Below are 26,291 nucleotides of genomic sequence, written 5' to 3' on the forward strand. Positions count from 1 at the left end.
GTAACACGAAGGGGCCGGAACCGCCTCAGGGAGCACTCTGGCCGGATCAGATATCCATGATCAGAGCCAAGCTGGCATGGCGGCGCGGGCGGTACTGGAAGGCTCCGCTCGAAGACACCGTCCAGCCATAACTGTTCGCGATGTTGAACACCTGTCCGCGCAGCAGCGCGGTGACGGAGCCGATGGTGAAGCGATACCGCATCCCCAGATCGAGAGTGGTGTTGGCCGGGGCCAGCAAGGTGCCCGCCGCATTGCCCACCTGTGCGGACAGCCCGTTCACGCTGATGTCGAAGGAAAACGGGCTGTCGCCGCCGTCCAGTCGCCAATCCGCATCGAAGATCATGCGGCGGCGTGCAGTGCCGATCGGCCTGCTGCCGATGATCCCCGCATCGACCAATGGACTGGTGATCCGCGAATCCAGCAGCACCGCGCCGGCGACAATGTTGAGGCCCGGCAGAAGCTGTCCCGCCAGGCTCAATTCCGCGCCGCGGTTGGTGTTGGAACCCAGTTCGCGAAAAACCTGGTTCTCATCGAGGTTGAAATAGGGTTTGGAGATAGTGAACAGCGCGGCGACCAGCCGGATATTGCCCGGCAGGGCATAGCGCAGCCCGATATCCGATTGGCGCGTGCGCAAGGCCGGCGGCGCATCGCCTTGGTTTACCGCGACTTCGGGTGCCACCAGCGCTTCCTCGAACCCGCGCACATGGCCGCCGAACAGCACCAGATCGCGCGTAAGGAATACCGAACCGGTCAGGCTGCCCGTTGTCGGCGTGTCACGCACAAGCACGTCCTCACGCGCGGGCGGGCCGAAATCGACATCCTTGCGATATCTCCACTGCGTGACCGAGCCATCAATCGAGAATCGACCCGGCGCAGTAGCACTCCAGGCAAGGCCAAGGCTGCCCTGCCGCACGCGGTCGATATTGTCGGGCCCCAGCATGATCGCGGGCGGGTCCCGAAAATCGGGGGCGAGCAGCGTGCTTTCCCCAAGGTTTATCCGCTGCGGGCCGCCAAACACCCTCTCGCCCCGGCGACCGCGCGCGCTTACCATCAATTTGTGCGCTACTTGCCCGGTGACAAGGCTGCGCGTCAGCCGGACCTCGCCCGATGTCTCGTCATGCCGGTTGTTGCCGTTTGCCACGATCACGCGGGCGGGCGTGGTGCCATCGGGGCGCAGCCGGGTGAACAGATCCGCATAGGTTTCGGGCACGCGCCGCCCGGACTGGAAGATGCCCGCATCCACGCGCCAATCGCCAAAAGGCAGTTTCGCCACCGCGCCGAACAGGCTGTTGCTGTTGTCGCGCAGCGCCCAGGGTTGGGACAGCAGCTCGCGCCGCTTGTATTTGGGGGGAAGGAAATCGCCATCGGGAAAGGATACCGGCGGGGCAGGATCCTTCCAGAAGCGGAATTCCGAAGCGAAGGCGATGATCTGCGCGCCTTCCCACGGGCGGACCGCCGCCGTTGCCCCGAAGCCCATATTGTTCGCCCGGCCGCCTTCGTGGCGTTCCTGTTCGCGCAGGTTGAGCGAGAGCGTAACGCCCGCATCAGCACCCAACGGCAATTGCGCATCAGCGAGCAGGATGGGCGAGCCATATTGCCCGTATTCGAGGCGCAGATTGCCGCCAAGCCCGCCAAAATTGCGGAACAGCGTGTAATCGACGATCCCCGTGGGCGCAGGGAACGGATAACCCTGTGCCGACAGACCCACCCGGATGCTATTCCCCGAAATGGCGCGCCCACCGGGAGACGATGCCTGCACGAAATACAGCCCCTCGATCCGCGCATTGCCGGCTTCGGTCGGGTTGAACCCGCGCACATCGTCGGCGCCATAAAGGCCCACACGCTCATTGCCGACCGACTGGCCAAAGGCATCATCGGCATTGGTAATTGCGTTATCCTCGGTCCGGCTGACCTGGGCCTGCACCGCATGGCACGGAAGCTGGGCGAGCGCCAGCAGGGGTAACACAGCGGTGCGCAGGCGCGGGCGGCCCGAAATGCGGGCAGAGCCAATCAGGAGGGTCATACCCTGCTCGTAGGGTTGCCCGCCCCCTCGCCATATACGCTATTTGTCGCAGATGGCGCGTCAGCCAGCGGAACTTTGGGCGTGATCTAGGGCGCAATCACCGTGCGGATTACGAAACCCACAGCAGTGATCGCCAGCACGCTCAGCGCCCAGATGGCAACGAACCAGCCCAGCTGTTTCAGCCCCTTGCGCATCAATGGTATCCGTCGTGGCCTACCTTGCCGCGGAACACCCAGTATGACCAGGCGGTATAGGCAAGGATGATGGGGATCATGATGCTCGCCCCCACCAGCATGAACACCTGGCTGCGGTGCGGGGCAGCGGCTTCCCAGATGCTGACGCGCGACGGGATCACATCGGGCCAGATCGACACGCCCAAACCCACCAGACACAGGCCGAACAGTGCCAGCGCCCAGAAGAAGGGCTGCGCATCCTTGCCCCGGCGCAGCGCGCGGTAGAACAGGAAGGTGACGATCAGCGTGGCCAGCGGCACCTGCGCGGTGGCCAGCACGCCGGGGAAGCTGAGCCAACGGTCGAGGTAGCGCGGCTCCAGCGTCAACGTGGCAAGGCTGATCACGCCGATCATCAAGAGCAGCGCAAGGCCCAACCTCCCGGCATAGGTTACCGCTTGGCGCTGCAACGCGTCCTCGGTCTTCCAGTTGAGCCAGCACGCGCCGAGCAGCGCATATCCCACCATCAGACCAAATCCGGTCAGCACGCTGAACGGCGAAAGCCATTCCCACCAGCCGCCCGCATAGGCGCGCCCTTCCACCGTAATGCCCTGCAGCAGCGCGCCCAGCGCCACCCCTTGCGCAAAAGTCGCGACCACAGAACCCGTCGTGAACGCCCGGTCCCAGAAGGCGCGGTGCGCCGGATCGCGCCAGCGAAACTCGAACGCCACCCCGCGGAACACAAGGCCCAGCAGCATAGCAATCATCGGCGCGTAGAGTGCGGGCAGAATGATCGAATAGGCCAGCGGAAAGGCGGCGAGCAATCCGCCCACCCCCATCACCAGCCATGTCTCGTTCCCGTCCCATACGGGCGCGATGCTGTTCATCGCGGTGTCGCGATCCTTGCCCACCTTGAAGAAGGGAAACAGGATGCCGATGCCCAGGTCAAACCCGTCCATCACGACATAGGCGACGATGGCAAAGCCGATGATGCAGGCCCAGATCACGGTCAGGTCGATCATGCCGGTTCTCCTTCCAGAACAGCCGGGGCAGGCGTGATACCGGCGCTGCGGATGGGCGCATCTTCCAACGCGGGTTCGTGCGCTTGCGGAGGCTTTTTCATCAAGCGCAGCAGATACCAGATGCCCGTGCCGAACACCGCGAAATACACGACGACGAACGCCACCAGCGATGCCGCCACGGCAGGCGCATCCAATGGCGAGGCGCTGTCCGCCGTGCGCAGCAGGCCGTAGACGGTAAACGGCTGGCGCCCCACTTCGGTCACCACCCAGCCCGCAAGCACGGCGACAAGGCCCGATGGCCCCATGAGCAGGGCAAACCGGTGCAGCAGCGGCCAGTCATACAGTCTGCCGCGCCACCGCGCGAACAGGCTCCATACCCCGATGCCCAGCATGGCAAAGCCGATACCCACCATGATGCGGAAGGCCCAGAACACGATGCCCACCGGTGGCCGGTCTTCCTCGGCAATGGTATCGAGGCCCGCCAGCGGCGCGTTCAGATCATGCTTCAGGATCAGCGAGGACGCCTTGGGGATCTGCACCGCGTAATCCACGCGCTCTTTGGCGCTGTTGGGGATGCCGAACAGGATCAGCGGCGCACCATCCGGGTGGCTCTGGTAATGGCCTTCCATCGCCATCACTTTCGCCGGCTGATGTTCCAGCGTGTTGAGGCCGTGAAAATCGCCTGCGACAATTTGCAGCGGCGCGACAATCGCCGCCATCCACATTGCCATCGAAAACATCTTGCGCGCGCCTTCATTGGCGCGATCCTTCAGCAAATGCCACGCGCCGACCGCGCCCACGATAAAGGCGGTGGTCAGATAGGCCGCCAGCAGCGTATGCACCAGCCGATAGGGGAAGCTGGGATTGAACACGATTGTCCACCAGCTGTCGCCCGGCAGGAACTGGCCGTTGGCGGCAATTTCATACCCCACCGGCGTCTGCATCCAACTGTTTACCGACAGGATCCAGAAGGCGGAAATGAATGTGCCGATGGCCACCGCCAGCGTTGCCACGAAATGCAGCTTGCGCCCCACCTTGTTGATGCCGAACAGCATGACGCCCAGAAAGCCGGCCTCAAGGAAGAAGGCGGTGAGCACTTCATAGGCCATCAGCGGCCCGATGATCGGCCCGGCCTTGTCCGAAAAAACCGACCAGTTGGTGCCGAACTGGTAGGACATGACAATTCCCGACACGACCCCCATGGCGAACACCACGGCGAATATCTTCAGCCAGTAGCGGTAGAGATTGGCGTAAACCCCCTTCCCCGTTTTCAGCCACAGCCCTTCCAGCACCGCCAGATAGCTGGCGAGGCCGATGGAGAAGGCGGGAAAAAGGAAATGAAAGCTGACCGTAAACGCAAACTGGATGCGCGCCAGCAAGATGGCCCATTCCTGTTCGATCACCATAACCCGCCGTCCTTTGATCCCTGGGTGCTTTCAACACATTTCATGCGAAAAACCGCCCGGCTGCTTCACGCAGGCCGGGCGGATTTCGTTTTCGTCAATCCAGCTTGGTTGTCCGCAGATAGGGGCGGTATTCCTTCCACCCTTGCGGGAAGAGCTTGGCCGCCTCCTCGTCCTTGATCGAAGGCGGGATGATCACGTCCTTGCCCACTTCCCAATCAGCCGGGGTGGCAATGCGGTACTTGTCGCTGGTCTGCAGCGCGTCGATCACCCGCAGGATTTCGGCAAAGTTGCGCCCCACGCTCATCGGATAGGTCATGGTCAGGCGAATGCGCTTTTCCGGATCGATGATGAACACCGAACGCACCGCCGCCGTTTCGCTCTGATGCGGGTGGATCATGTCATACAGGCGTGCCACCGACAGGTCGGCATCGGCCAGGATCGGGAATTGCAGATCGGTGTTCTGCGTGTCGTTCACGTCCGCAATCCACGCAAGATGCTCTTCCGCCGTGTCGGTGGAGAGGCCCAGCGGCTTCACATTGCGCTTGGCAAACTCACCCGCCAGCTGCGCGGTGCGGCCCATTTCGGTGGTGCAGACCGGGGTGAAATCGGCCGGATGGCTGAAGAAGAACACCCAGGAATCGCCCGCCCATTCGTGAAAGCTGAACGGACCGAACTGGGTCGTGGTGGTGAAATCGGGGGCGATATCGCCAATGTGCAATGCCATGAGAGTTCCTTTCGCCTCGTAACCCAGCCTTCTTACACCCGACTCCGAGCTGGCACAAACCTAATTACACGATTAATGTAATCTATAGATTAGAAATCTGTAAGTGCTCTTTCGTTCCCCTTGGGCCGATCCCTTGGCCTGTCTCTCACCGCGTCGCGGCATTCTCGGCAGAAGGCGCGACCGGCTGGCTCACCAGGATCGCTCCGCGTAATTGCCCGGCGGAAAAGCCGGTCGCCCGGTCTTGCGGATATAGCCGAGCCAGCGCCGCCTGCACATCAGGCGCGATATCGTGCCCGTGGCAGGTGCCGCAGGGCTGATCCTGCATCACCAAGCTGCGCAGCGTCACTTGCCGTGCCGCAGCGCCCCGCCCTTCGATCCAGCCGATCATGCGGGGGCGGCCGTCTTCATCAAGCGGACGGGCCTCCAAATCGCTTAATGGTGCAAGCAAATGCTCCGGGGCCATCGCCGCCGGATTGCGCGGGGCAAAGGATATGCGCCGTACATCGGCGCCCGTTTCCGCCGAAAGCGCCGCGGCAATCGCGGGCGCTTCACGCGCGCAAACCTCGATCCCGGCAACCGGCCCGCCTTCGCGCAGCGCGGTTACCAGTTGCAGCGACAGGCGTTGCTGGAACTGGTCGGCAATGGCGCTTGCCCGCGCCAGATCAGGCGCTTGAACCGGCACGGTGGCGCAAGAAGACAAGGCAAGCGCGAGGCCTAGCGCCGAGCCGGCAATTCCGGGCGCCCTCATATCATCCCCCTTGCCAGCAACGGATCGGGCTCCCCGTTTGATGCTTCCTCGGCATTGGCGAGAGCCACCACCGCGTCGAAAGCAGCGTTCTGCGACAGGAACACGCTGCCCGTCAGCGCGTCGAGGAAATGGCTGCGCTCCAGCGCGTCCATCACCGGCCCTTTCACTTCCGACAGATGCAGCGTGACCCCGGCATCGGACAGGCGGTGATTGATCGCCTCCATGCTTTCCAGAGCAGATGCGTCGATCGCGTTCACCGCCGAACACATCAGGATCAGGTGGCGGAGCTGCGGCGCGTCGGCCACCTGCTCCAGCACGAACTCCTCCAGCCACCGGGCGTTGAGATAGGTCAGGCTTTCGTCGATGCGGATGGTCAGCACACGCGGATCGGTAAAGACCTTGTGCCGCTTCACATTGCGGAAATGCTCAGTTTCCGGCACCCGACCCACAATCGCGGCATGCGGGCGCGACGCGCGCCATAGGAACAGCGCCAGACTGAGCGCGACACCCGCGATCACCCCCGGCTCCACCCCCACCAGCAGTGTGACAAGGATCGTCGCCATCATCGCCGCAAAATCGGCGCGTGAATACCTGAACACCTCGCGCGGAGTCTTGAAATCAACCAGGCTCAGCACGGCCACGATGATCGTCGCCGCTAACGTCGCAATGGGCAAGGAAGCAAGCAGCGGGGTCAGGAACAGCGCAGCGATCAGGATACCGATGGCGGTAAACGCGCCCGCCGCCGGGGTTTCGGCCCCTGCATCGAAATTGACGACCGAACGGGCAAAGCCGCCCGTCACCGGATAGCCGCCCGAAAAGCTGGCCGCGACATTCGCCGCACCAAGACCGATCAATTCCTGATCGGGCGAAATGCGTTGGCGCTTCTTGGCAGCCAAGGTCTGCGCCACCGAAACGCTTTCGACAAAGCCGATGATCGAGAGCAGCAGAGCTGGCACGGCCAGCTTGCCCCACAATTCGGCATCGAACAGCGGCACGGTGAAGGGCGGCAGGCTTTGCGGGATATCGCCGACGACCTTGACGCCCTGCGCCTCCAGATCGAAGGCAATCACCGCCAGCGTAGACACCGCCACCGCTGCAATCGGCCCGGCCTTGGCCAGCAAATCCGCCGGGCGCGGCGGCAGGCCCGCTTTCACCAGCAAAGGCTTCAGGCCCTTGCGCACCCAGAACAGGAACGCGGTGGCGGCAACGCCGATCACCAGTGTGGGGAGATTGGTCTGCGGGATCGAACTGACAAGCGTGCTCACAAGTTCAGGCATGGCCTGCCCGCTGGCCTGCACGCCCAGCAACGATTTGACCTGGCTGGTGGCAATGATGATGCCGCTGGCCGTGATGAAACCCGATACGACCGGATGCGACAGAAGGTTCGCCAGAAAGCCGAGCCGCAATATGCCCATGGCAAGTAACATCAGGCCCGACAGCAGCGCGAGGATAAGCGCGGCGGCGATAAATTCCGGACTACCCGGCGCGGCAACGCTGCTCGCCGCGGTCAGCGTCATCAGGCTGATGACCGCCACAGGCCCCACCGCCAGAGCCCGGCTGGTGCCGAACAGGGCATAGGCGAAGATCGGCAGGATAGAGGCGTAAAGGCCCACTTCGGGCGGCAGTCCCGCAAGCATGGCATAGGCAAGGCTCTGCGGGATCAGCATGATGGTGACGATCATCGCCGCCACCAGATCGCTGGTCAGCACTGTGCGGTTATAGCCCCGCCCCCATTCCAGAATGGGCAGATACCGCGCCAAAGCCCTCATCTTACGCGCCGATCTTGTGCGGCTTGACCATCCATTCGTGCCCTTTCAGCATCCCGTGCCAATAGATCGGCGGCAGGATGGTGTCTTTCAGCAGCCAAGAAAGGCGCGACGGGCGCGTGCCATCGATCAGCCAATTGGGAAAGCTGGGCAACAGCTTGCCGCCATAGCCGAACTCGGCCAGCACCACCTTGCCGCTTTCCACCGTAAGCGGGCACGAGCCGTAGCCATCGTAATCGGCCACCGGCGGCTTGCCATCCAGCGCGGCGAGCGCGTTGACTGCGACCACGGGCGCCTGTTTGCGCGCGGCGGCCATCGTCTTGGCGTTGGAGGCCGAACAGGCATCGCCAAGGCCGAACACATTGGGATAGCGGACATGGCGCAAGGTTGCCTCGTCCACCTCGATAAAGCCGCTGGCGGCGGCGAGTGGGCTGCTCGCCACGAAATCGGGCGCGACTTGCGGCGGCACTACGTGGATCATGTCGAAAGGTTCTTCCACGCGCACCACTTCCTCGCCGCGCTTCTGTTCAAAGGTCGCGACCTTGCGCGCCCCGTCCACTGCGACGAGCCTGGATTCAAGATTGAGGTGGGCGTTGTAACGCTCGACATATTCCATCAGCGCCGGAACATAGGCGGCCACGCCGAACAGCACCGCGCCTGCCGTGTGGAACTGCACGTCGATGTCTTTCAGGACGCCGGCCTTTTCCCATTTGCTGCACGACAGATACATCGATTTCTGCGGCGCGCCGGCGCATTTGATCGGCATGGGCGGCTGCGTAAACAGCGCACGCCCGCCTTTCAGATCCTTGACCAGCCGGTTGGTGTAGGGGGCAAGGTCATAGCGGTAATTCGAGGTGACGCCGTTCTTGCCCAGCGTTTCGGCAAGCCCTTCGATCGCACCCCAGTTGAGCTTGATGCCGGGACAGGCAATCAGCACGCGATATTCAACCGCGCTGCCATCGGCGAGGAGCACCCGGTTGCTTTCGGGCGCAAAGCCCGCTGCCGCCTGTTTGATCCAATCCACCCCGCGTGGCATCACCGATTTTTCGGTGCGGCGGGTGAATTCGGCGGAAAACACCCCTGCGCCCACCATCGTCCAGCCGGGCTGGTAATAATGCACCTCGCTCGGCTCGATCACGGCGATGGCAAGACCCTTGCGGCGGCGCAGGATGCTGGATGCAGTGGCGATCCCCGCGCTGCCGCCGCCCACGATGACGATGTCGTAGGTTTTGGGCGCGGAGGCGGGCAGTTGCTGCGCCGATTGCGCCATTTCGAAAAGCTTGGTCGAACGCGCGCCGGTGCGACAGAAGGCCAGTACGGGCGCGGGCATTTCAGCCAAAGCCTGCGCCATCTGCGCCGCACCGGCATCGGTGAACATGCCGGGCACCACGGGAATATGGCGGAACTGCAGGCCAAGACCTTCCGCCCCACGCTGCAAGTCCGCGGCGGTGGGTTGATCGGGCTCCTCCCCATCGGGGCGGTTGCAGATGACAGATTTGAAGCCTTGCTCTGCCGCAGCCTTCAGATTGGCAGCGCGAAGCTGGCCAGTCACGGAAAAGGCAGGCGTAATCGGTGTGATGGACATATTCTTTTCCAATCCGGCACCGGAAGCGGCGCCTTTTCCCTAATGTTGCGAAGGCAGCATCCGGTGCAACGCCATGCCTGCCACCATTGCCACCACGAAAGGCAGCACAGCCGTTGGCGCGATCGCCAGATCCGCAAGCGCCGGGCCGGGGCAAAGGCCGGCAATGCCCCAGCCCATGCCGAACAGCACCGCGCCCACTGCCAGCGGGCGGTCGAGTTGCGTGGTGCCCGGCAGGCTGAACTTCGACACGGCCAGCGGGCTTTGCATCCGGCGCTGCAGCATCCAGGCGAGCGCCATCGGGATTATCGCCCCGCCCATCACGAAGGCGAGCGTGGGGTCCCACTGCCCGAACAGATCAAGAAATCCCTGCACGCGCGCAGGATCCGCCATGCCCGAAAAGGCAAGCCCTGCGCCGAACAGCACACCTGCCGCCAGAGCGATAAGGTTCTGTTTCACAGCAAGCCTCCCATGCGCAGCACGGCGACGGTCGCAAATCCGCTCGCCATGAACAGGCCCGTTGCCACCATCGACCGGCGCGACAGGCGCGACAGGCCGCACACGCCGTGGCCGCTCGTGCAACCCGAACCCAGCCGCGTGCCAAAGCCCACCAGCAGGCCGCCGATCACCAACGGCCACACGGAAGAGGGGAAGCGCACTTCCACCCCGCCCGCCAGCAGCGAGACAACCAGCGCGCCCAGCGGCAGGCCAACGACAAAGGCAATGGCAAGTCCGCGCGGCGCGCCTGTATCGGCGATGCCGGTGGCGCGTGCCGCCATCCCGCTGACGCCCGCGATACGGCCCAGCCCCAGCAGCATCACCGCTGCGGAAAGGCCGATCAGCAAGCCGCCGGCAAAGCCTTCGACCGGCATGGCATGGGGAAAGCCGGGGATCATACCGCGTTCACCGGGATTTTGAGGTAAGTCACGCCGTTCTCCTCTGCCGGCGGCAAATGGCCGGCACGCATATTCACCTGCACGGACGGCAATATCAGGCGCGGCATGTCGAGCGTTGCGTCACGCGCTTCACGCATGGCGACGAACTCGTCCTCGGTAATGCCATCATGGATGTGGATATTGGCGGCGCGTTCCGCCTCCACCGTGGTTTCCCAGACATATTCGGTGCGTCCGGCAGGCAGGTAATCGTGGCACATGAACAGCCGGGTTTCGGGCGGCAGGCTCAGAATGCGGCGCGCCGAACGGTAGAGCGTGCGCGCATCGCCACCAGGAAAATCCGCACGCGCCGTGCCGTAATCGGGCATGAACATCGTATCACCCACGAACACCGCATCACCGATGACATAGGCGACACAGGCCGGCGTATGGCCCGGCACATGCAGCACGGTGACATTCAGATTGCCGATCTTGAACTGGTCGCCATCCTTCCACAGCTGGTCGAAATCCGAGCCGTCATGGCGGAAATCCTCGCCCGCATTGAACAGCTTGCCGAACACATCCTGCACCGTGGTGATATGTTCACCAATGGCGATCTTCCCGCCCAGCTTGCGCTGAAGATAAGGCGCGGCGGTCAGATGATCGGCATGCGCGTGCGTTTCCAGCAGCCATTCGACCGTCAGCCCCTTGTCCGCGACATAGGCAATTACCTGATCGGCCGAGGCGTGGGATGTGCGACCTGAGGCCGGATCGAAGTCGAGCACGCTGTCAATGATGGCCGCGATTTTCGTTTCAGGATCGTGCACCACATAGGTGACCGTAAAGGTCGCCGGATCGAAGAACGATTTGATCTGCGGCACGCCAGCCTGCGCAGCGGCAATCTGGGCGGAAGCCTTGGCAACGGCAGAATCGGCCATAACACTCTCCTTTTGAAATCGTATTTACATAAACTATGTAATCTTGTAGGGCCATTGCGTCAAGTCCCTATGCTTGGCAGAGAGACCGGATGAGAAACCCGACGAAATGACCGATACGCCCACCCTTTCCCATGCCCGCCCGCTGCGCATTGGTGACACCGCGCCGGATTTCATCGCCCGCTCCACCAAGGGGCCGTTTCGGCTGTCTTCACAGCGCGGGCGCTGGGTGGTCTTTTTCTCGCACCCGGCGGACTTCACGCCGGTCTGCACAACCGAGTTTGTGGCGCTGGCGCGGCTTCAACCGCAATTCGATGCACTCGATTGTGCGCTGGTCGGTCTGTCGGTGGACAGCCTCTACGCACATCTTGCATGGGTCAAGGCGATCGAGGAACTCTTTGGCGTCCCCATCAGCTTTCCCATTATCGAAGATCCCAGCATGGTGATCGGGCAGGCCTATGGCATGATCGACCATTCCAGCCCCGATGCCATGGCGATGCGATCAGCCTATTTCATCGATCCTGCGGGCGTTTTGTGTGCCATTACCACCTACCCGCACAATGTTGGCCGCAGCGCCGAGGAAATGCTGCGCCTCGTCGCCGCACTGAAAGCGGCGGAGGATGGCAAGGGTTTTGCCCCCGCCGGCTGGCAGCCGGGCGATCCGCTGCTTGCGCCGCCACCTGACGGTGCAGTAGCCACCAACAAGGAGGCGGACTGGTTCTGCCGCACATTGGCATGACCGCGCTTTTCGAAAACCGCGACATTGCCGCTGATGTGGCGGAACGCCTGCGCGTCTACGCCCAGCCGCTGCGCCTGATGATCCTGAGCTGCCTGCTGCGCGGCGAACGCACTGTCGCCGAAATTGGCGAAATTACGGGCATCACCCAGCCCGCTCTCAGCCAGCAACTGGCGGAACTGCGCCGTGCCGAATTGGTCAATACGCGCAAGGAAGCCAAGCAAGTGTGGTATGCGCTGGCGGATGACCGGGTGATATCATGTGTTCAGACGATGGAAGCGGTGTTCTGCGGCCAGGATCAGATTGCCGCGCCGGCCGCATCGACCCGCGCCGCCGTGGCAGAGATGACGCCCGGCGGCGTGGCGGGCTTTGCGCGGATCGTGCGATAAAGGGTGCACGACACTGGCCCAGGCAGCTGATCGCCGCCGATCCCCTTGATTTGCAACCGAATATCCTGTCTAGGGCGCCGCGACTACCGCGAGGAGCATCCCCTAAGCATATGCGACGTTACCCACGTTATGCCGCCCTTGTTCCAACCCTGCTGGCCCTGAGCATGGCGGCGATTCCGGCCGCCGCGCAGAATGCCCCGCCGGAGCAGGAGCCGATTGTCGTGACCGGCAGCGCCCTGCCCGTGCCCGCCCCGCGCATCGGCAGTTCGCTGACGGTGATCGGGAACGCGGACATCACGCGGCGCGGCGATACCGATGTCATCGATCTTCTGCGCGCCGTGCCGGGTCTTGCCGTAAGCCAGCCGGGTGGCGTCGGGCAATTGGCGCAAGTGCGTATCCGCGGGGCAGAGGGCAACCACACGCTGGTGCTGATCGACGGGATCGAAGTGGCCCCTGTCGGCAACGGGGAATTCGATTTCTCCACCCTGCTCACCGGCGCGATTGACCGGATCGAGGTATTGCGCGGCCCGCAGGGGGGCCTTTACGGCTCCAATGCGCTGGGCGGTGTCATCAATATTGTCACGCGTGGGGGCGATGGCCCGGCCTTTGCAGCGGCGATGGAAGCGGGAAGCTTCGGCACTGTGATGGGCCATGCCGCAACGGCGATCGGCAACCGCGAGACCTTCCTTGCCGCGACGGCGCAATACCGCCGCACCGACGGCATCAGCGCAGCAGCCATCGGCACCGAGCGCGATGGCGATCGCAATGCCAGCCTGAATCTGCGCGGCGGGGCGGCACTGGCAACGGGCGTGAGGCTGGACGCGATGCTGCGCGCTGTCGACAAGCGCACGCAGACCGACGGGTTCGATTTTTCGGGTGGCCCGCTGCAAGGGCTGGCGGTGGATGATGAAAGCTATTCCGACACGCGCGACATCGCGGCTGGCGCCACCCTCGCCCTTGCTCCGATGGAGGGGTGGGACGCAGCCCTTTCAGCCAGCTACTCCTTCGGCCGGCTGACCGGCGGGGCGGATGGTGCCGATTTCTTCGGTGATCGGGGCGCGCGGCTTCGGATTTCCGCGCGCAGCGGATATGCTTTTGCCAGCAGTGGCGGCGATGCGGTGCACCGCATCACCGTTTTCGCAGATTACGAAACCGAACGCTACCGCAACACATTCCCTTTCGCGCCCGAACAGATTCCCGTGCAGCGCCGCAGCATGGCCGGGTTGGGCGCTGAATACCGGGTGGACTTGTTCGACCAGGTGTTTCTGCGTGCATCGGCACGGCATGACGATAACGAGGATTTTGCCGATGCGACCACCGTGGCACTCACCGCCGCGTGGCAGCTTCCCGGCACCGGGACACGGCTGCACAGCAGTTTTGGCACCGGCGTGACCAACCCGACCTTCACCGAACAATTCGGCTTCAACCCCGGCACCTTCGTAGGCAATCCCGATCTGCGCCCCGAAAAGGCGCGCGGTTTCGACTTCGGGGTAGAACAGCGCGTGGCCGACTGGTTGCTGGTGGATGCGACCTGGTTCACGGCCACCTTGCGCGACGAGATTGTCAGCCTGTTTCCCACCGTGGTGAACGATGCCGGCCGCAGCCGCCGCCACGGCGTCGAGGTGAGCGGGCGGATGGATCTGGGCTGGTTTGGCCTTGCAGGCAGTTTCACCCGCCTTTCTGCGCGCGATCCGGATGGCACACGTGAAGTGCGCCGACCGCGCCACCAGGCCAGCCTTGATGCCCATGCGCAGATTGGCGCAGGCCGCATCGCGGTGGGTGCGGTGTATAACGGGCGGATGCTCGACACCGATTTCCGCGACTTCTTCGTGGATTTCGCGGCCACCAAGACCCCGCTCGACCGCCTTGTGTTGCTGCGACTGGCGGGTTCGCTGCGGGTATCGGACAGGCTGGAAGTGACCGCGCGCGTCGAAAATCTGCTCGATGAAACCTATCAACAGGCGATCAGCTATGGCGCGCCGGGCCGCGCCGCTTATGCTGGACTGAGGGTTGTAATTCCCTGACAGGTTTAGCGAGGGTTGATGTGCGGCGGATGGCGGGCTTGACGGCAGTAGCGGGGGCAGCCGTCGCAACGGCAAGCCTGCTGTTAATGGCCGGGGTTGGCCTTGCGCCCGATCGTGCGAGTATGGTTTCACCGCCATCGGCCACAGACCCGCGCCCGATGCGTATCGTTTCGCTCAACCTGTGCACCGATCAACTGCTGATGCAACTGGTGGAACCTCGCCGCATTGCGGCCGTCACGCAACTTGCCGCCGATCCGCATTTCTCCGCCATGGCCGCCGAAGCGCGGCGACTGCCCGTCACCCGCGGCACGGCAGAGGAGGTCATCGCGCTTCGGCCCGATCTCGTGCTGGCAGGCACATTCAGCGCAAGACAGGCGGTCGCGATGCTGAGGCGACTGGGCTATCCGGTGGTCGAGCTTGCGCCCGAAAGCGATTTCGCCGCAATTACCACCAATATACGGCTCCTCGCCGCCGCCGTGGGGGAGCGGGAACGCGGCGAAGCGCTGGTGCGCGAGCTGGAAACCGCCCTCGCCGCCGTGCCGCCCGCGCCGCAAGATGCACCGCTTTACGCAGATTATGCCGCCAACGGCTTTTCGTCGGGGAACGGCACGCTGCTGGCAGAGGTCGCCAATCGCGCGGGGTTTCGCACATTGGGGCAGCATCTGGGATGGAACGGCGTGCGGCAGGTTTCGCTTGAACAAATGCTGCACACCCCTCCCACGGTAATTGACCTGGGCGATCCCGGCTCCGCACCCGCGCTGGCGCAGGAAAACACGCGCCACCCGGCCATGCGCCATGTGCTGCACGATGCCAAAGTGCTGGCGATTCCGTCGCGCTACACCGCCTGCGGCAATCTGCGCACTTTGCGGGCGCTGGAGGCGCTGGTGGCGGCGCGGCGGGGGCTTGACGCATGAACCGCATCCCACCCCTGATCGGCGCCACGCTTGCCGCATCGGCCGCGCTGGCCTTTGCCGCCTCGCTGATGCTGGGGCCGGTGGCTATCCATCCTGCGGCGCTGTTCGTGCCGGGGCCCGAATTGCACGGCGATGCCGCCACGCTGATCATGCGCGAAATCCGTCTGCCGCGCGCCTTGCTGGCCCTGCTGATCGGCGCGGCGCTGGGCGCATCGGGCGCGGCCTTGCAGGGCTTCCTGCGCAATCCGCTGGCCGAACCGGGCGTGATCGGCGTCTCGGCCTGGGCAGCGCTGGGGGCGGTGATTGCACTCTATACTGGACTGTCCGCCGCCATGCCGCTGGCCTTGCCGCTGCTGGCCATCGGTGCGGCCCTGCTGGCGGCGGGGTTGCTGTATGCGCTGGCCGGCCGGGCCTCGATCCTGACGCTGATCCTTGCAGGCGTTGCCTTGTCGAGCCTGGCAGGAGCGCTCACCGCGCTTGTCCTGAACCTGTCGCCCAACCCCTTTGCCGCGCAGGAAATCGTGTTCTGGCTGATGGGATCGCTGACCGATCGCTCGCTGCTGCATGTCGCCCTTGCCGCACCCTTCATCCTTGCTGGCCTTATGCTTCTGCTGTTCGCCGCCCGCGCGCTGGACGTGCTGACCTTGGGCGAAGAAGCGGCGGCAAGTCTGGGCGTCGATCTCGCACGCCTGCGCTGGCAAGTGGTGCTGGGCACCGCGCTCGGCGTGGGGGCGGCAACCGCTGTGGCGGGCGTGATCGGCTTTGTCGGCCTCGTCGTGCCGCACCTGCTGCGCCCCGTGCTGGGCCATCGCCCTCGTTTGCTGGTGCCGATGAGCGCGCTGGGCGGCGGCCTTCTGCTGCTGCTTGCCGACATCGCGGTGCGTCTGGTGACGCCGGGTGCCGAGCTGAAGCTGGGTGTGGTGACCGCGCTTGTTGGCGCGCCGTTCTTTCTGTGGCTGGTGCTGCGGTCGCGCGGGGGAGCGGGCTGATGCTGGAGGCACGCGGAGTAACCGTTCGCGCGGGCACCTGTCCGATCATCGACCGGATTTCCCTGCGCCTCGGCCGAGGGGAACTGGTGGGCCTGCTGGGGCCGAACGGTGCGGGCAAATCCACCCTGCTGCGCGCATTGGCCGGTGTCGGCACCGCCAGGGCGGAAGGCGAGGTGCTGCTTGGCGCGCACCGCCTCGACCGGCTTGATCCCGGTGAAAGGGCGCGCCTGCTCGCCTATCTGCCGCAGGATCGGACCATCGCCTGGGCCGTGCCGGTGCGCGAAGTGGTGGCGCTGGGGCGCTTCCCCCATCGCCGGGCGCTGGCGCCGCCTTCGATGGCCGATGCTGCGGCGGTGGAAACCGCCATGGCGCAAACCGGTATCGCCGCGATTGCCACGCGCCCGGCCCATGTCCTGTCCGGCGGGGAGAAGGCGCGCGTCCTGCTCGCCCGTGCACTGGCGGTGGAAGCACCGCTGCTGCTGGCGGACGAGCCGGTCGCCGGCCTCGATCCCCGGCACCAGCTGGCGGTGATGGAATTGCTGCGCGCCCGTGCGCGGGCCGGGACGGGTGTGTTGGCAGTATTGCAGGAATTGCCGCTGGCTGCACGCTTTCTCGACCGGGTGATCCTGATGCACCGGGGGCAGATCGTCGCCGACGGCCCACCGCTCGAAGTGCTCGTGCCAGACAGGATCGCAGCGGTCTTTGGGGTGCAGCCACTGGCTGGCGTGCATGACGGCGAGGCGTGGCTGTTGCCGTGGGAAATCCATGAAAAGGGGGCAGAATTGCGCCCGGAATAGGCCATCTGGCCGGGTTGCAGCCGCATCCCTTTGACAGCGCCGATTCAATCCCGCATAACCCACTCATCCCCAAAAGAAGCGAACGGAGAGACTGGTGCGAAAGAGTTTTCTTGCAATTGGTAGCGCTATCATCGCTTTCGGAGCAGTCGCCTGCTCGCAAGCATCCACGATCGAGACCGAGGCTGGCCCGCAGTTCCGGGACGAGCCGCTGGTAAGCGAAATCTACACCGCCGACCCTTCCACCCATGTGTGGGAAGACGGGCGGATCTACATCTACGCCTCGCACGACATCGAATCGGGCATTCCCGAAGATGATCTGGGCAGCCACTTCGCCATGCGCGATTATCAGGTGTTGTCGATGGATCGCGTGGGCGGGCCGGTAACGGTGCATCCGGTGGCGCTGGATATTGCCAATGTGCCCTGGGCCGGCCGCCAGATGTGGGCGCCTGATGCCGCCTACAAGGATGGCACATACTATTTGTATTTCCCGGCCAAGGACAAGGAAGACATCTTCCGCATCGGTGTTGCCACCAGCACCAGCCCGGTTGGCCCCTTCACCGCGCAGCCGCAGCCCATTCAGGGCAGCTATTCGATGGACCCGAACGTGTTCCGCGACAGCGATGGCACGCATTACATGTATTTCGGCGGCATCTGGGGCGGCCAGCTGCAGCGCTGGCAGAACGGCGTTTACGACCCCAACGGCACGGTGGACGATCTGCGCCAGCCCGATCAGCCCGCGATCATGCCACGCATTGCGCGCATGGCCGACAACATGCTGGAATTTGCGGAAACTCCGCGCGAGGTGATGCTGCTTGACGAAGAGGGCAACCCGCTTCTGGGCGGAGACAATGCGCGCCGCTTCTTCGAAGGCGCGTGGGTGTTCAAGCGCGGCGACACCTATTACTTCACTTATTCGACCGGTGACACGCACTACATCGTGTATGCCACCGGCACGTCGCCCTATGGCCCCTTCACCTATCGCGGCCGCGTGCTGGAGCCGGTGCAGGGCTGGACCTCGCACCATTCGATCACCGAAATCAACGGCCAGTGGTATCTGTCCTATCACGACACGCAGCTGTCGGGCAAAACCCACCTGCGCAATGTGAAGATGACCCCGCTGACTTTCAACGAAGACGGCACGATCCAGACGATCAACCCGTTCAAGTAAAAATCAGGCGGTGCAAACCGCTGCATGAAAGGGCCGCTTTCCGGGATGGGGAGGCGGCCCTTTTGCGTTGCGACAAAATGCGACTGGTTTGCGAAAGGGTCGCAATGCTAGACTTCCGCCCGGACGGGTTCATCACGAGGACAGGCTGATGCGGGCTCTTGATCGTCGCGAATTCCTGGCTGGTCTTGCCGCCGCCCCCTTGGTCACTGCTGCGTCGGGCACGCTGCTTGGCAACGCCGCGCTGGCGCAGGCCGGATACAATATGCGCCCCTTGCCCCCCGCGGGCGATGTGCCGCTGGTGGGCATGGGCACCGCGCGCAATTACCAGGATCCGCAGACCGAAGAGGATCACGCCCCCTTACGCGCCACAATCGCCCGCTTCGCCGAGCTGGGCGGCAGAGTAATCGACACTGCACCGTCCTATGGCCGGGCAGAGGAAGTGCTGGGCCGCCTGATCGCCGAAACCGGGACGCGCAGCCAGCTTTACATCGCCACCAAGATCGGCGCGAGCAGCGCAGAGGAAGGCGCGGCGCAGCTAGAGCAGTCCTTTGCGCATCTGCAGACCGATTTCCTCGATCTGGTGGCGGTGCACAATCTGCGCGATCTGGATAACCAGCTGGCGCTGATCCGCCGGGCCAAGGATGCCGGCCGCGTAGGGGCGGTGGGCATCACCACCTCGTTCAAGCCGCAATACGAGGAATTCGAAGCGGTGATGCGGCGCGAGCCGCTTGATTGCATCCAGATCGATTACGCGCTCGACAACCGCAGCGCCGCCGAACGCATCCTGCCACTGGCGCAGGACTTGAACCTGCCGGTGATGATCAATCTCCCCTTTGGCCGCGAACGCCTGTTTTCGGTCACGCGCGGGCTGGAATTGCCCGGCTGGGCGGCGGACATCGGCGCGACGAGCTGGGCGCAGGTGTTCCTGAAATATATCATCTCACACCCCTGCCGGCCCATCGCCATTCCGGGCACCGACCGGGTCGCCTATGCCGAGGACAATCTGGGCGCGGCCGCGGGCGTGTTGCCAGATGCCGCGCTGCGTGCGCGAATGGAAGCGTTCATTGACGCGCTCTGACGGGGCGGCTCCGATAAGGGGCCTTGCCCGCCTGATCGTGGCCGAACGGGATGAAGTGCCCGCAGTGGCCGATGGCTTCGCGCTGTTCTTCTTCCTGTTCGCCAGCTATTTCATGCTGCGCCCGGTGCGTGAGACTTTCGCGATCGCGGGCGGCGTCGACAATATCCAATGGCTGTGGACGGGCACTTTCGTCGCCACGCTGGTAGTGGTGCCGCTTTATGGCTGGGTCGCCTCGCGCATGGAGCGGCGACGGCTGTTGCCGATCCTCTATTCCGTATCTGCCGTCGTGATGGCAGGCTTTGCCGCCAGCCTGGCGCTGGACCCGGACAATGTGTGGATCGCGCGCGCCTTCTACATCTGGCTGTCGGTGATGAACCTGTTCGTCATCTCCATCGCGTGGAGCCTGATGGCCGACATGTTCGAGCGCGACCGCGGCCACCGGCTGTTCGGGCAGATCGCCGCCGGGGCGAGTTTGGGCGGGCTGGCGGGGCCGCTGATCTCCGGACTGCTGGTGGGCCATGTGGGCGAACCGGGGCTGCTGCTGATTTCCACCGCGCTGTTGCTCGTGACGCTGGTGTTCGTGCGCCGCCTTCTGGCCTGGCGCGAGAGGATGGGCCCGCGTGCCGACGGCCCGCCGCCGCCGCGCATTGCCGGGTCTGTCTGGGCAGGGCTGACGCTGATTGCGCGTTCGCCCTATCTTCTCTCGATTTCCGCTTTCGTTCTGCTGCTGACGACTGCCACCACCTTCCTCTATTTTGAACAGGCCCGCATCGTGGAGGCGACTTTCCCGGACCGGGCGCAGCAGACGCAGGTATTTGCCGCACTCGATGTGACGGTGCAGGCACTTACCATCGGCATCCAGCTGTTCTTCACTGGACGGCTGGCGCGGCGGCTGGGTGTGACGGTGCTGCTGGTGGCGGTTCCGGCCATGATGATGTTCGGCTTTGGCCTGCTCGCCATGGCGGCAACATTCCCGGTGCTCGCTTTCGTGATGATCGTGCGGCGTGTGGGGGAATATGCGCTGGTGCGGCCGGGCCGCGAAATGCTGTTCGCGCCGCTCGATGCCGAAACGAAGTACAAGGCGAAAAACGCCATCGACACGCTGGTTTACCGTGGGGGCGATCTGATTTCGGGCTGGGCCTATACGGGCATTGTCGCGGTCGCCTCGCTCAGCATGGTCGGATTTGCCGGGATGGCAGCGGCAGGCATCTGGGCGTTGCTGGGATATGCCATCGGCAGGCGGCATGACCGGGTCGCGGATATTCCTGCGACACATTGATGCAGGCGCATGGCCCTTGGCCCACTTGGCACAAGAGGCGCCACGGGGTATCCTGCATTCCGGACAGGATCAATTTCGCGCGCCGTCCTACCATCCGCGCGCTGGTTTTATCGGGAGACGCTGCATGGCCTTTTCGGTCACTATCAACGGCGAAACGCGCGAGATTGACGCGCCCGCCGAAATGCCCCTGTTGTGGGTCTTGCGCCAGGAACTGGGCATGGTCGGCACCAAGTTCGGGTGCGGCATCGGCATGTGCGGCGCGTGCACCGTGCATGTGGACGGGCAGGCCGCGCGTTCCTGCTCGCTTCCCATCGGTTCGATCGGCGACCGGCAGGTGACCACGATCGAACATCTGGAAAAGACCCCCGTGGGCCAGGCGCTGCAACAGGCCTGGCTGGACGAGGATGTAATGCAGTGCGGCTATTGCCAGGCGGGCCAGTTGATGACCGCCACCGCACTGCTCACCAACAACCCCAATCCCACCGACCGGCAGATCGAAGGCGCAATGCAGGGCAATATCTGCCGCTGCGCCTGCTATACCCGCATCCACCGCGCGATTGCGGAAGTCGCAAAGGAGGGCGTGGCCAATGCTTAAGGACCTGCCCCAAGAGCGCGGGCCGCAGCTGGGCCGCCGCGCTTTCCTGAAAGTGTCCGCGCTGGCGGGCGGCGGGCTGGCAATGTCAGCCAGCTTCCCGGTTGCCGCCCATGCAGCGGCGGGCGGGGCCGCGTCTGCCGAACTCAACGCCTTTGTCACGATCAGCCCGGACAATGTCATAACCATTGTCGGCAAGAACCCCGAAATCGGCCAGGGTATCAAGACGATGCTGCCCATGCTGATTGCCGAGGAGCTGGACGCCGATTGGGATCAGGTGCAAATCGTGCAGGGCCATACCGATGCGGCCAAATACGGCCCGCAGATTGCGGGGGGCAGCTTTGCCACGCCGATGAACTGGATCCCCATGCGCCAGACCGGCGCTGCCGCACGCGCCATGCTGCTGGGCGCGGCCTCCGCCCGGTGGGGCGTGCCGATGGCAGAACTGACCACCGAACCTTCCGTGGTGGTGCACCGCGCATCAGGCCGCCGCGCCACTTACGGCGAACTGGCGAGCGATGCAGCGCTGCTGCCGGTTCCGGCGGCGGACAGCGTGCGGCTCAAGAACGCCTCCGATTTCCGCATCATCGGTCGCGCTATTGGCGGGATCGACAGCCCCAGGATCGTGCGCGGCGAAGGCATTTTCGGTGTCGATACGCAGCTGCCCGGCATGGTCTATGCCGCCTATGAACGCTCGCCTGTATTCGGTGCGAAGCTTGTGTCGGCCGACATCGAGGCCGCCAAGGCCGCACCCGGCGTGATCGACGCCTTCGTGGTGGAGGGCAATGGCAAGGCAGACGAGCTGGTGGATGGCGTTGCCGTGATTGCCCGCAACTGGTGGCTCGCCAACAAGGCGCGCGAACGGCTGAACGTGCAGTGGGACAACGGCGAATGGGCCACCCATTCCACCGCCAAATACGATGCCGATGCCCGCGCCGCGATGGCGGCAGGCCACCCGCAGGAAGTGTTCACCAATACCGGCGATGTCGATGCGGCACTTGCTTCTGCCGCGCAGGTGATCGAGGCGGAATATTCCTATCCCTTCCTTGCGCATGTGGCGATGGAGCCGATGAACTGCACCGCCTTGCTGCATGAAAACGGCGTGATGGAAATGTGGGCCCCCAGCCAGCTGCCGCAAGCGGGACAGATGGCCGTGGCGCAATATCTGGGGACCACGCCGGACAAGGTGAAGGTAAACATCACTCGCATGGGTGGCGGGTTTGGCCGGCGCCTGAATAACGATTACATGGTGCAGGTGGCCGCGATTGCCCGCCGGATGCCCGGCACGCCGGTGCAATTGATCTGGAGCCGCGAGGACGATGTCCGGTCGGACTTCTACCGCCCGGCCGGATGGCACAAATTGCGCGCGGGGCTGGATGCCAGCGGCAAGATCGTGGGGCTGGAGGATCACTTCGTCACCTTCGACATCAACGGCGGCGCGTTCAACCCCGCGGCCATGCCGGCGGACGAGTTTCCGGCCAAGTTCGTGCCCAATGTCCGCTATGGACAGACCAAGATGCGCACCGCGGTGCCGATGGGTGCGCTGCGTGCGCCTACCTCCAACGCGGTCGCATTTGTGTTCCAGAGCTTCCTTGACGAAGTGGCGCACGCAAGCGGCCGCGATCTGCCCACGCTCCTGCTCGATATTCTCGAAGGGGCAGAGCCGGAAGGCACCGTGATGGGCTTTACCGGCCCGCAGGCCGGGTTCGACCCGCGCCGCGTGCGCGCGGTGACGCGCAAGGTCATGGAAATGGCGAAGTGGGGCCAGCCGGTGGCGGAAGGTCATGCGCTGGGCTTTGGCTATTACTACAGCCACCAGGGCTATTTCGCCGAAGTGGTCGAAGCCAGCCTTGATGCCCGCCGCCAGGTGGTGGTGCACAATGTATGGTGCGCCGGCGATGTGGGCGCGCATATCATCAACCCGCACGGCGCGATGAACCAGGTCGAGGGATCGATCATCGACGGGATCGGTCAGGCGCTGCAACTGGCGGTGGAGATCGAGGGCGGCGCGGTCAAGCAGTCCAATTTCCACAATTACCAACTGCCGCGTATGCCGATGACGCCCACGATTCATGCCGAATTCGTGCTGAGCGACAACCCGCCCACAGGCCTTGGCGAACCTGCCCTGCCCCCGGTGATCCCGGCGCTGACCAATGCGCTGTTTGCGCTCACCGGCAAGCGCGTGCGCAGCCTGCCGATCGATACCTCGCTGTTCGCCTGAGGTATACAGGCAGCGAAACAGGCCCGCCCCCTTCCGGCACCCGGAAGGGGGCGTTTTGCTGTCTAGGACAGGCTTGCCGCTTGCGCGCGGATGGCGAATTCGCTGCGCTGGCGCACGGGGATCAACAGGCGGCAGCGTACGCCCTCAGGATCAAAATCCAGCTTCACCGGATTGCGTAATTCATGCGCGACAATCCGTTCGATCAGATCGGTGCCGAAACCGCGCCCGCGCTGCTTGGGCACGGGCGGGCCGCCGCTTTCCCGCCAGTCCACCCGCACCAGGTCGGGCGCGGCCAGTTCCCACATCACGCTGACCCGTCCGCCCGGCTGGCTCAAAGCGCCGTATTTGGCGGCATTCGTCGCCAGTTCATGGATCGCCAGCCCCAGCGACAGCGCATCGTTCGGGGCCAGTTCCACTGGCGGCCCGCCCATGTCGACCACACGGTCGGCCTCATGCGCATAGGGGCGCAGTTCCGCGCGCACCACTTCAGCTACCGGTGTCGTCCCCCAGTCCGAACGTGTCAGCAGATCGTGCGTGGCGGAAAGTGCACGGATGCGCCCGTCGAGCGAGTTGGCAAAATCATCCACATTGTCGGCCCGGCGGCGGGTCAGCGCAATGATCGAAAGCACATTCGCCAGCGTGTTCTTCACCCGGTGATTGAGTTCGCGGGTGAGCGAGTTGCGGATCGATGCCTGCTCCTCGAACCATACCAGCGAGCGCTCGTCCTCGATTGCCTGACGCGTGAGCATACGAACCAACAGCATGAGAAGGCTTGCCACCAGCAGACCGAAGATCAGCGTGGCCATCGACAGGCCGGTCAACACCCCGGCAGGCCGCCGCGTGACCTGTAGAATGAAAGGCGAATTGGCGATAGGCACAGTTACCCCTGGCATGGTGATCCTGTCCTGCGCATCGGACAGAGTGCTTGCCATCAGGTTTTCCTCGCTCACCCTGCCATCGTAATAGCTGACGCCGAAATCACCGCTTTCCTCCAGCGCCAGCGCGCTGGCGAGGAAATCCTCGGCATTGAAGGGGCTGTAGATGAATCCCTTCAGGCGCCGCCCGCCAGGCGCCGCCTCGAACACCGGCATATATATCAGGAAGCCGGGCCTGTCCTGGTCCACCTCCTGCGCCAGCACGACCTTCCCGCTCGCCACCGGGCTTGCGCTGCGTTCCGCCTCCAGCATGGCGCGGCGGCGCACAGGCTCGGAATACATATCGAAACCCAGCGCCCGGCGGTTGCGCTCAGTATCGGGCTGCAGGAAGGTTACCGGGACCGCATAGGGCAGATCGCCCGTTGGCCGGGGAAACATGCGGAGCGGAACGGGCGATCCTTCGTTAAGGATCGCCTCGAACCGTTCCTCCTCGCCCGGACGCACCACCATCGCCCATCCCAGGCCGTCCGCGCCGCGGTAATCGGAATCGAGCCGCAGTTCGGAGACGAAGCGACGAAACCCGTCCCGCTCCACCGCGTCGAGCGAGGCGAGCAAGGCGGCACCTGCGCGCAGATAGGCGCTGCTGGCATTGGCCCGCCGCTCCAGCGCGGAAGCGATGGCAACGGTGCGGCTGTTCAATTGCGCGTTGAGCCGGTCGGCCTCGCTCTTCTCGATGGCGAAGATGGACAGGATCGTGATTGCGGCCACAAGGATGAAGATCCCCACAGGCAGGGCGCGCGGATAAGCGATAAGCCACTTGTTGGCTTTCCTGCGCCTCACAATCCGCCCGTCCACCTAGAAAACTCCGCCTTGCGCGCCGTATCGACGCACACTGAGATCACTTACGCCATGGCCTGCCCGTTGCACGATCATTCGCGCGCGAGAAAAAGCAATTCATGTGCGGGAACCGGATTGCGGCGATTTCGTTCCAACTTTCGAGCAAAATGATCACATGGCCCCCAGCCCTGTCCTTGCGCACTTGCAGCAGGGCAGGGTTGGAGGCAAGCTTTGCCGAGGGCAAACCAGGTATTTGATGCAACAGCACATGAGTGAGAAGCGCAATCAGGGGCGGCGTGGCCGTGGCAATGGTGCGGGCGACCAACCCTCGCCCCAATGGGCGGATGGCCTGCGCAACATCTACGATTCGGTGGTGAACGAACCGCTGCCCGATGATATGCTGGCACTGCTCGCCAGTCTTGACGCCGACGGTGAGAAATGAGCGCGCCCCTTCCGGCCGCGCAGGAAGGCGTCGGCGCTTCGCCGGTCCGCACGGCTCAGGAAAAGCGCGCCTTCAAACAACAGCTCACCGATGTTGTGCCGCATCTGCGCGCCTTTGCCCGCGGCCTGTGCGGCCGTCCGGACATGGCGGATGATCTGGTGCAGGAAACGCTGCTCAAGGCCTGGGCCGCGCAGGACCGGTTCGAACCGGGCACATCGATCCGCGCCTGGACCTTCGTAATCCTGCGCAATGTCTTTCTGACCGATATGCGCCGCAACCGCTTTCGCGGCGAGTATGACGAGACGGTGGCCGAACGCATCATGATTGCACCTGCCGGGCAGGAAGGGCCGATCCACCTTTCCGACCTGCACCGCGCGCTGCTGACCTTGCCTCCTGAGCGCCGCGAAGCCCTGCTGCTGGTGGGCGCAGGCGGCTTTTCCTACGAGGAAGCGGCGGAAATCTGCGGCTGTGCCGTGGGCACGATCAAGAGCCGGGTGGGCCGCGCGCGCGCCGCGCTTGCCAGCATGATCGAGGACGGCACCGTTCCCGACCGCGCCAGCAGCGATCCTGCCGCACATCGCGCCATCATGGACGAACTGGAAATGGTCGCAGCAGGAAACGGTTTGTCCGCACATCTTCGCTGACGCCTCCCTTGAATGTAATCTGGCGCCGCGCCATCAAGGTTGCGGAAACAGGTGCGGG

General features: G+C 64.2%; 25 protein-coding genes. 13 read left to right on the forward strand and 12 right to left on the reverse strand.

Going from position 1 to position 26,291, the window contains the following annotated elements:
- Positions 1–46 precede the first annotated feature (46 nt).
- The 11 genes from WFP39_RS03210 to WFP39_RS03260 all read right to left on the reverse strand — a co-directional run bounded on the left by WFP39_RS03210 (position 47) and on the right by WFP39_RS03260 (position 11,251).
- Positions 47–2,023 carry a TonB-dependent receptor domain-containing protein gene (locus WFP39_RS03210; protein WP_336917694.1) on the reverse strand — a complete coding sequence of 659 codons (1,977 nt, stop codon included), beginning with the start codon at positions 2,021–2,023 and terminating at the stop codon, positions 47–49.
- Positions 2,024–2,109: 86 nt separating this feature from the next.
- Complete coding sequence (locus WFP39_RS03215; RefSeq protein WP_336917695.1) at positions 2,110–2,217, reverse strand: DUF2474 family protein; 108 nt, start codon at positions 2,215–2,217, stop codon at positions 2,110–2,112.
- A complete protein-coding gene (gene cydB / locus WFP39_RS03220; protein ID WP_336917696.1) occupies positions 2,217–3,215 on the reverse strand; it encodes a cytochrome d ubiquinol oxidase subunit II in 999 nt (332 codons plus the stop codon). Before cydB ends, WFP39_RS03215 begins: the two co-directional genes overlap by 1 nt.
- Positions 3,212–4,621, reverse strand: a complete 1,410-nt coding sequence (locus WFP39_RS03225) for a cytochrome ubiquinol oxidase subunit I (RefSeq protein WP_336917697.1) — start codon at positions 4,619–4,621, stop codon at positions 3,212–3,214. Before WFP39_RS03225 ends, cydB begins: the two co-directional genes overlap by 4 nt.
- A 94-nt stretch (positions 4,622–4,715) precedes the next feature.
- Complete coding sequence (locus WFP39_RS03230) at positions 4,716–5,345, reverse strand: peroxiredoxin (protein ID WP_336917698.1); 630 nt, start codon at positions 5,343–5,345, stop codon at positions 4,716–4,718.
- Between the two features lie 145 nt (positions 5,346–5,490).
- A complete protein-coding gene (locus tag WFP39_RS03235; RefSeq protein ID WP_336917699.1) occupies positions 5,491–6,093 on the reverse strand; it encodes a c-type heme family protein in 603 nt (200 codons plus the stop codon).
- Entirely contained in the window at positions 6,090–7,862 is a 1,773-nt protein-coding gene (locus tag WFP39_RS03240) for a SulP family inorganic anion transporter (RefSeq protein ID WP_336917700.1), read from the reverse strand. The genes WFP39_RS03235 and WFP39_RS03240 overlap by 4 nt, the downstream gene beginning before the upstream one ends.
- A 1-nt stretch (position 7,863) precedes the next feature.
- Entirely contained in the window at positions 7,864–9,444 is a 1,581-nt protein-coding gene (locus WFP39_RS03245; RefSeq protein ID WP_336917701.1) for a bifunctional protein tyrosine phosphatase family protein/NAD(P)/FAD-dependent oxidoreductase, read from the reverse strand.
- Between the two features lie 39 nt (positions 9,445–9,483).
- Positions 9,484–9,900, reverse strand: coding sequence for a YeeE/YedE family protein (locus WFP39_RS03250; protein ID WP_336917702.1), 417 nt, complete (start codon positions 9,898–9,900; stop codon positions 9,484–9,486).
- On the reverse strand, positions 9,897–10,337 hold the full coding sequence (locus WFP39_RS03255) for a YeeE/YedE family protein (RefSeq protein WP_336917703.1): 441 nt from the start codon (positions 10,335–10,337) through the stop codon (positions 9,897–9,899). Before WFP39_RS03255 ends, WFP39_RS03250 begins: the two co-directional genes overlap by 4 nt.
- A complete protein-coding gene (locus tag WFP39_RS03260) occupies positions 10,334–11,251 on the reverse strand; it encodes an MBL fold metallo-hydrolase (protein ID WP_336917704.1) in 918 nt (305 codons plus the stop codon). Before WFP39_RS03260 ends, WFP39_RS03255 begins: the two co-directional genes overlap by 4 nt.
- A 106-nt stretch (positions 11,252–11,357) precedes the next feature.
- On the opposite strand from WFP39_RS03260, the gene WFP39_RS03265 reads away from it, so the two are divergent.
- The 11 genes from WFP39_RS03265 to WFP39_RS03315 all read left to right on the forward strand — a co-directional run bounded on the left by WFP39_RS03265 (position 11,358) and on the right by WFP39_RS03315 (position 23,435).
- Complete coding sequence (locus WFP39_RS03265) at positions 11,358–11,987, forward strand: peroxiredoxin (RefSeq protein WP_336917705.1); 630 nt, start codon at positions 11,358–11,360, stop codon at positions 11,985–11,987.
- On the forward strand, positions 11,984–12,373 hold the full coding sequence (locus tag WFP39_RS03270) for an ArsR/SmtB family transcription factor (RefSeq protein WP_336917706.1): 390 nt from the start codon (positions 11,984–11,986) through the stop codon (positions 12,371–12,373). Before WFP39_RS03265 ends, WFP39_RS03270 begins: the two co-directional genes overlap by 4 nt.
- 110 nt (positions 12,374–12,483) lie before the next feature.
- Positions 12,484–14,397: a TonB-dependent receptor plug domain-containing protein gene (locus tag WFP39_RS03275; protein WP_336917707.1), complete on the forward strand. Its 1,914-nt coding sequence runs from the start codon at positions 12,484–12,486 to the stop codon at positions 14,395–14,397.
- A 158-nt stretch (positions 14,398–14,555) separates the two neighbouring features.
- Positions 14,556–15,311 (forward strand): ABC transporter substrate-binding protein, encoded by a 756-nt coding sequence (locus WFP39_RS03280; protein ID WP_336917708.1) that lies wholly within the window; start codon positions 14,556–14,558, stop codon positions 15,309–15,311.
- On the forward strand, positions 15,308–16,300 hold the full coding sequence (locus WFP39_RS03285; RefSeq protein WP_336917709.1) for a FecCD family ABC transporter permease: 993 nt from the start codon (positions 15,308–15,310) through the stop codon (positions 16,298–16,300). Before WFP39_RS03280 ends, WFP39_RS03285 begins: the two co-directional genes overlap by 4 nt.
- Positions 16,300–17,097 (forward strand): ABC transporter ATP-binding protein, encoded by a 798-nt coding sequence (locus WFP39_RS03290; RefSeq protein ID WP_336917710.1) that lies wholly within the window; start codon positions 16,300–16,302, stop codon positions 17,095–17,097. Before WFP39_RS03285 ends, WFP39_RS03290 begins: the two co-directional genes overlap by 1 nt.
- Before the next feature lie 91 nt (positions 17,098–17,188).
- Positions 17,189–18,265 (forward strand): glycoside hydrolase family 43 protein, encoded by a 1,077-nt coding sequence (locus tag WFP39_RS03295; RefSeq protein WP_377923242.1) that lies wholly within the window; start codon positions 17,189–17,191, stop codon positions 18,263–18,265.
- A gap of 148 nt (positions 18,266–18,413) precedes the next feature.
- Positions 18,414–19,343, forward strand: coding sequence for an aldo/keto reductase (locus tag WFP39_RS03300; protein WP_336917711.1), 930 nt, complete (start codon positions 18,414–18,416; stop codon positions 19,341–19,343).
- Positions 19,330–20,622 carry an NTP/NDP exchange transporter gene (locus tag WFP39_RS03305; RefSeq protein ID WP_336917712.1) on the forward strand — a complete coding sequence of 431 codons (1,293 nt, stop codon included), beginning with the start codon at positions 19,330–19,332 and terminating at the stop codon, positions 20,620–20,622. The genes WFP39_RS03300 and WFP39_RS03305 overlap by 14 nt, the downstream gene beginning before the upstream one ends.
- 124 nt (positions 20,623–20,746) lie before the next feature.
- Positions 20,747–21,217, forward strand: coding sequence for a (2Fe-2S)-binding protein (locus WFP39_RS03310; RefSeq protein WP_336917713.1), 471 nt, complete (start codon positions 20,747–20,749; stop codon positions 21,215–21,217).
- Positions 21,210–23,435, forward strand: a complete 2,226-nt coding sequence (locus tag WFP39_RS03315; protein ID WP_336917714.1) for a xanthine dehydrogenase family protein molybdopterin-binding subunit — start codon at positions 21,210–21,212, stop codon at positions 23,433–23,435. Before WFP39_RS03310 ends, WFP39_RS03315 begins: the two co-directional genes overlap by 8 nt.
- A 62-nt stretch (positions 23,436–23,497) precedes the next feature.
- On the opposite strand, the gene WFP39_RS03320 is transcribed toward WFP39_RS03315, so the two are convergent.
- A complete protein-coding gene (locus WFP39_RS03320; protein ID WP_336917715.1) occupies positions 23,498–25,150 on the reverse strand; it encodes a CHASE domain-containing protein in 1,653 nt (550 codons plus the stop codon).
- A 265-nt stretch (positions 25,151–25,415) separates the two neighbouring features.
- Between WFP39_RS03320 and WFP39_RS03325 the strand changes: the two genes are divergently transcribed.
- Both WFP39_RS03325 and WFP39_RS03330 read left to right on the forward strand, forming a co-directional pair.
- Positions 25,416–25,589, forward strand: a complete 174-nt coding sequence (locus tag WFP39_RS03325) for a NepR family anti-sigma factor (protein WP_336917716.1) — start codon at positions 25,416–25,418, stop codon at positions 25,587–25,589.
- Positions 25,586–26,233: a sigma-70 family RNA polymerase sigma factor gene (locus WFP39_RS03330; protein WP_336917717.1), complete on the forward strand. Its 648-nt coding sequence runs from the start codon at positions 25,586–25,588 to the stop codon at positions 26,231–26,233. The genes WFP39_RS03325 and WFP39_RS03330 overlap by 4 nt, the downstream gene beginning before the upstream one ends.
- Positions 26,234–26,291 lie beyond the last annotated feature (58 nt).

The organism is Alteraurantiacibacter lauratis (genome assembly GCF_037154155.1).
Taxonomy (GTDB): Bacteria; Pseudomonadota; Alphaproteobacteria; order Sphingomonadales; family Sphingomonadaceae; genus Alteraurantiacibacter; species Alteraurantiacibacter lauratis.

What these genes read in the sequence shown, in the direction of transcription:
- WFP39_RS03210 (WP_336917694.1), bottom strand. Translation starts at nt 2,023, where the DNA reads ATGACCCTCCTGATTGGCTCTGCCCGCATTTCGGGCCGCCCGCGCCTG.
- WFP39_RS03215 (WP_336917695.1), bottom strand. Translation starts at nt 2,217, where the DNA reads ATGCGCAAGGGGCTGAAACAGCTGGGCTGGTTCGTTGCCATCTGGGCG.
- cydB (WP_336917696.1), bottom strand. Translation starts at nt 3,215, where the DNA reads ATGATCGACCTGACCGTGATCTGGGCCTGCATCATCGGCTTTGCCATC.
- WFP39_RS03225 (WP_336917697.1), bottom strand. Translation starts at nt 4,621, where the DNA reads ATGGTGATCGAACAGGAATGGGCCATCTTGCTGGCGCGCATCCAGTTT.
- WFP39_RS03230 (WP_336917698.1), bottom strand. Translation starts at nt 5,345, where the DNA reads ATGGCATTGCACATTGGCGATATCGCCCCCGATTTCACCACCACGACC.
- WFP39_RS03235 (WP_336917699.1), bottom strand. Translation starts at nt 6,093, where the DNA reads ATGAGGGCGCCCGGAATTGCCGGCTCGGCGCTAGGCCTCGCGCTTGCC.
- WFP39_RS03240 (WP_336917700.1), bottom strand. Translation starts at nt 7,862, where the DNA reads ATGAGGGCTTTGGCGCGGTATCTGCCCATTCTGGAATGGGGGCGGGGC.
- WFP39_RS03245 (WP_336917701.1), bottom strand. Translation starts at nt 9,444, where the DNA reads ATGTCCATCACACCGATTACGCCTGCCTTTTCCGTGACTGGCCAGCTT.
- WFP39_RS03255 (WP_336917703.1), bottom strand. Translation starts at nt 10,337, where the DNA reads ATGATCCCCGGCTTTCCCCATGCCATGCCGGTCGAAGGCTTTGCCGGC.
- WFP39_RS03260 (WP_336917704.1), bottom strand. Translation starts at nt 11,251, where the DNA reads ATGGCCGATTCTGCCGTTGCCAAGGCTTCCGCCCAGATTGCCGCTGCG.
- WFP39_RS03265 (WP_336917705.1), top strand. Translation starts at nt 11,358, where the DNA reads ATGACCGATACGCCCACCCTTTCCCATGCCCGCCCGCTGCGCATTGGT.
- WFP39_RS03270 (WP_336917706.1), top strand. Translation starts at nt 11,984, where the DNA reads ATGACCGCGCTTTTCGAAAACCGCGACATTGCCGCTGATGTGGCGGAA.
- WFP39_RS03275 (WP_336917707.1), top strand. Translation starts at nt 12,484, where the DNA reads ATGCGACGTTACCCACGTTATGCCGCCCTTGTTCCAACCCTGCTGGCC.
- WFP39_RS03280 (WP_336917708.1), top strand. Translation starts at nt 14,556, where the DNA reads ATGCGTATCGTTTCGCTCAACCTGTGCACCGATCAACTGCTGATGCAA.
- WFP39_RS03285 (WP_336917709.1), top strand. Translation starts at nt 15,308, where the DNA reads ATGAACCGCATCCCACCCCTGATCGGCGCCACGCTTGCCGCATCGGCC.
- WFP39_RS03290 (WP_336917710.1), top strand. Translation starts at nt 16,300, where the DNA reads ATGCTGGAGGCACGCGGAGTAACCGTTCGCGCGGGCACCTGTCCGATC.
- WFP39_RS03300 (WP_336917711.1), top strand. Translation starts at nt 18,414, where the DNA reads ATGCGGGCTCTTGATCGTCGCGAATTCCTGGCTGGTCTTGCCGCCGCC.
- WFP39_RS03310 (WP_336917713.1), top strand. Translation starts at nt 20,747, where the DNA reads ATGGCCTTTTCGGTCACTATCAACGGCGAAACGCGCGAGATTGACGCG.
- WFP39_RS03315 (WP_336917714.1), top strand. Translation starts at nt 21,210, where the DNA reads ATGCTTAAGGACCTGCCCCAAGAGCGCGGGCCGCAGCTGGGCCGCCGC.
- WFP39_RS03325 (WP_336917716.1), top strand. Translation starts at nt 25,416, where the DNA reads ATGAGTGAGAAGCGCAATCAGGGGCGGCGTGGCCGTGGCAATGGTGCG.
- WFP39_RS03330 (WP_336917717.1), top strand. Translation starts at nt 25,586, where the DNA reads ATGAGCGCGCCCCTTCCGGCCGCGCAGGAAGGCGTCGGCGCTTCGCCG.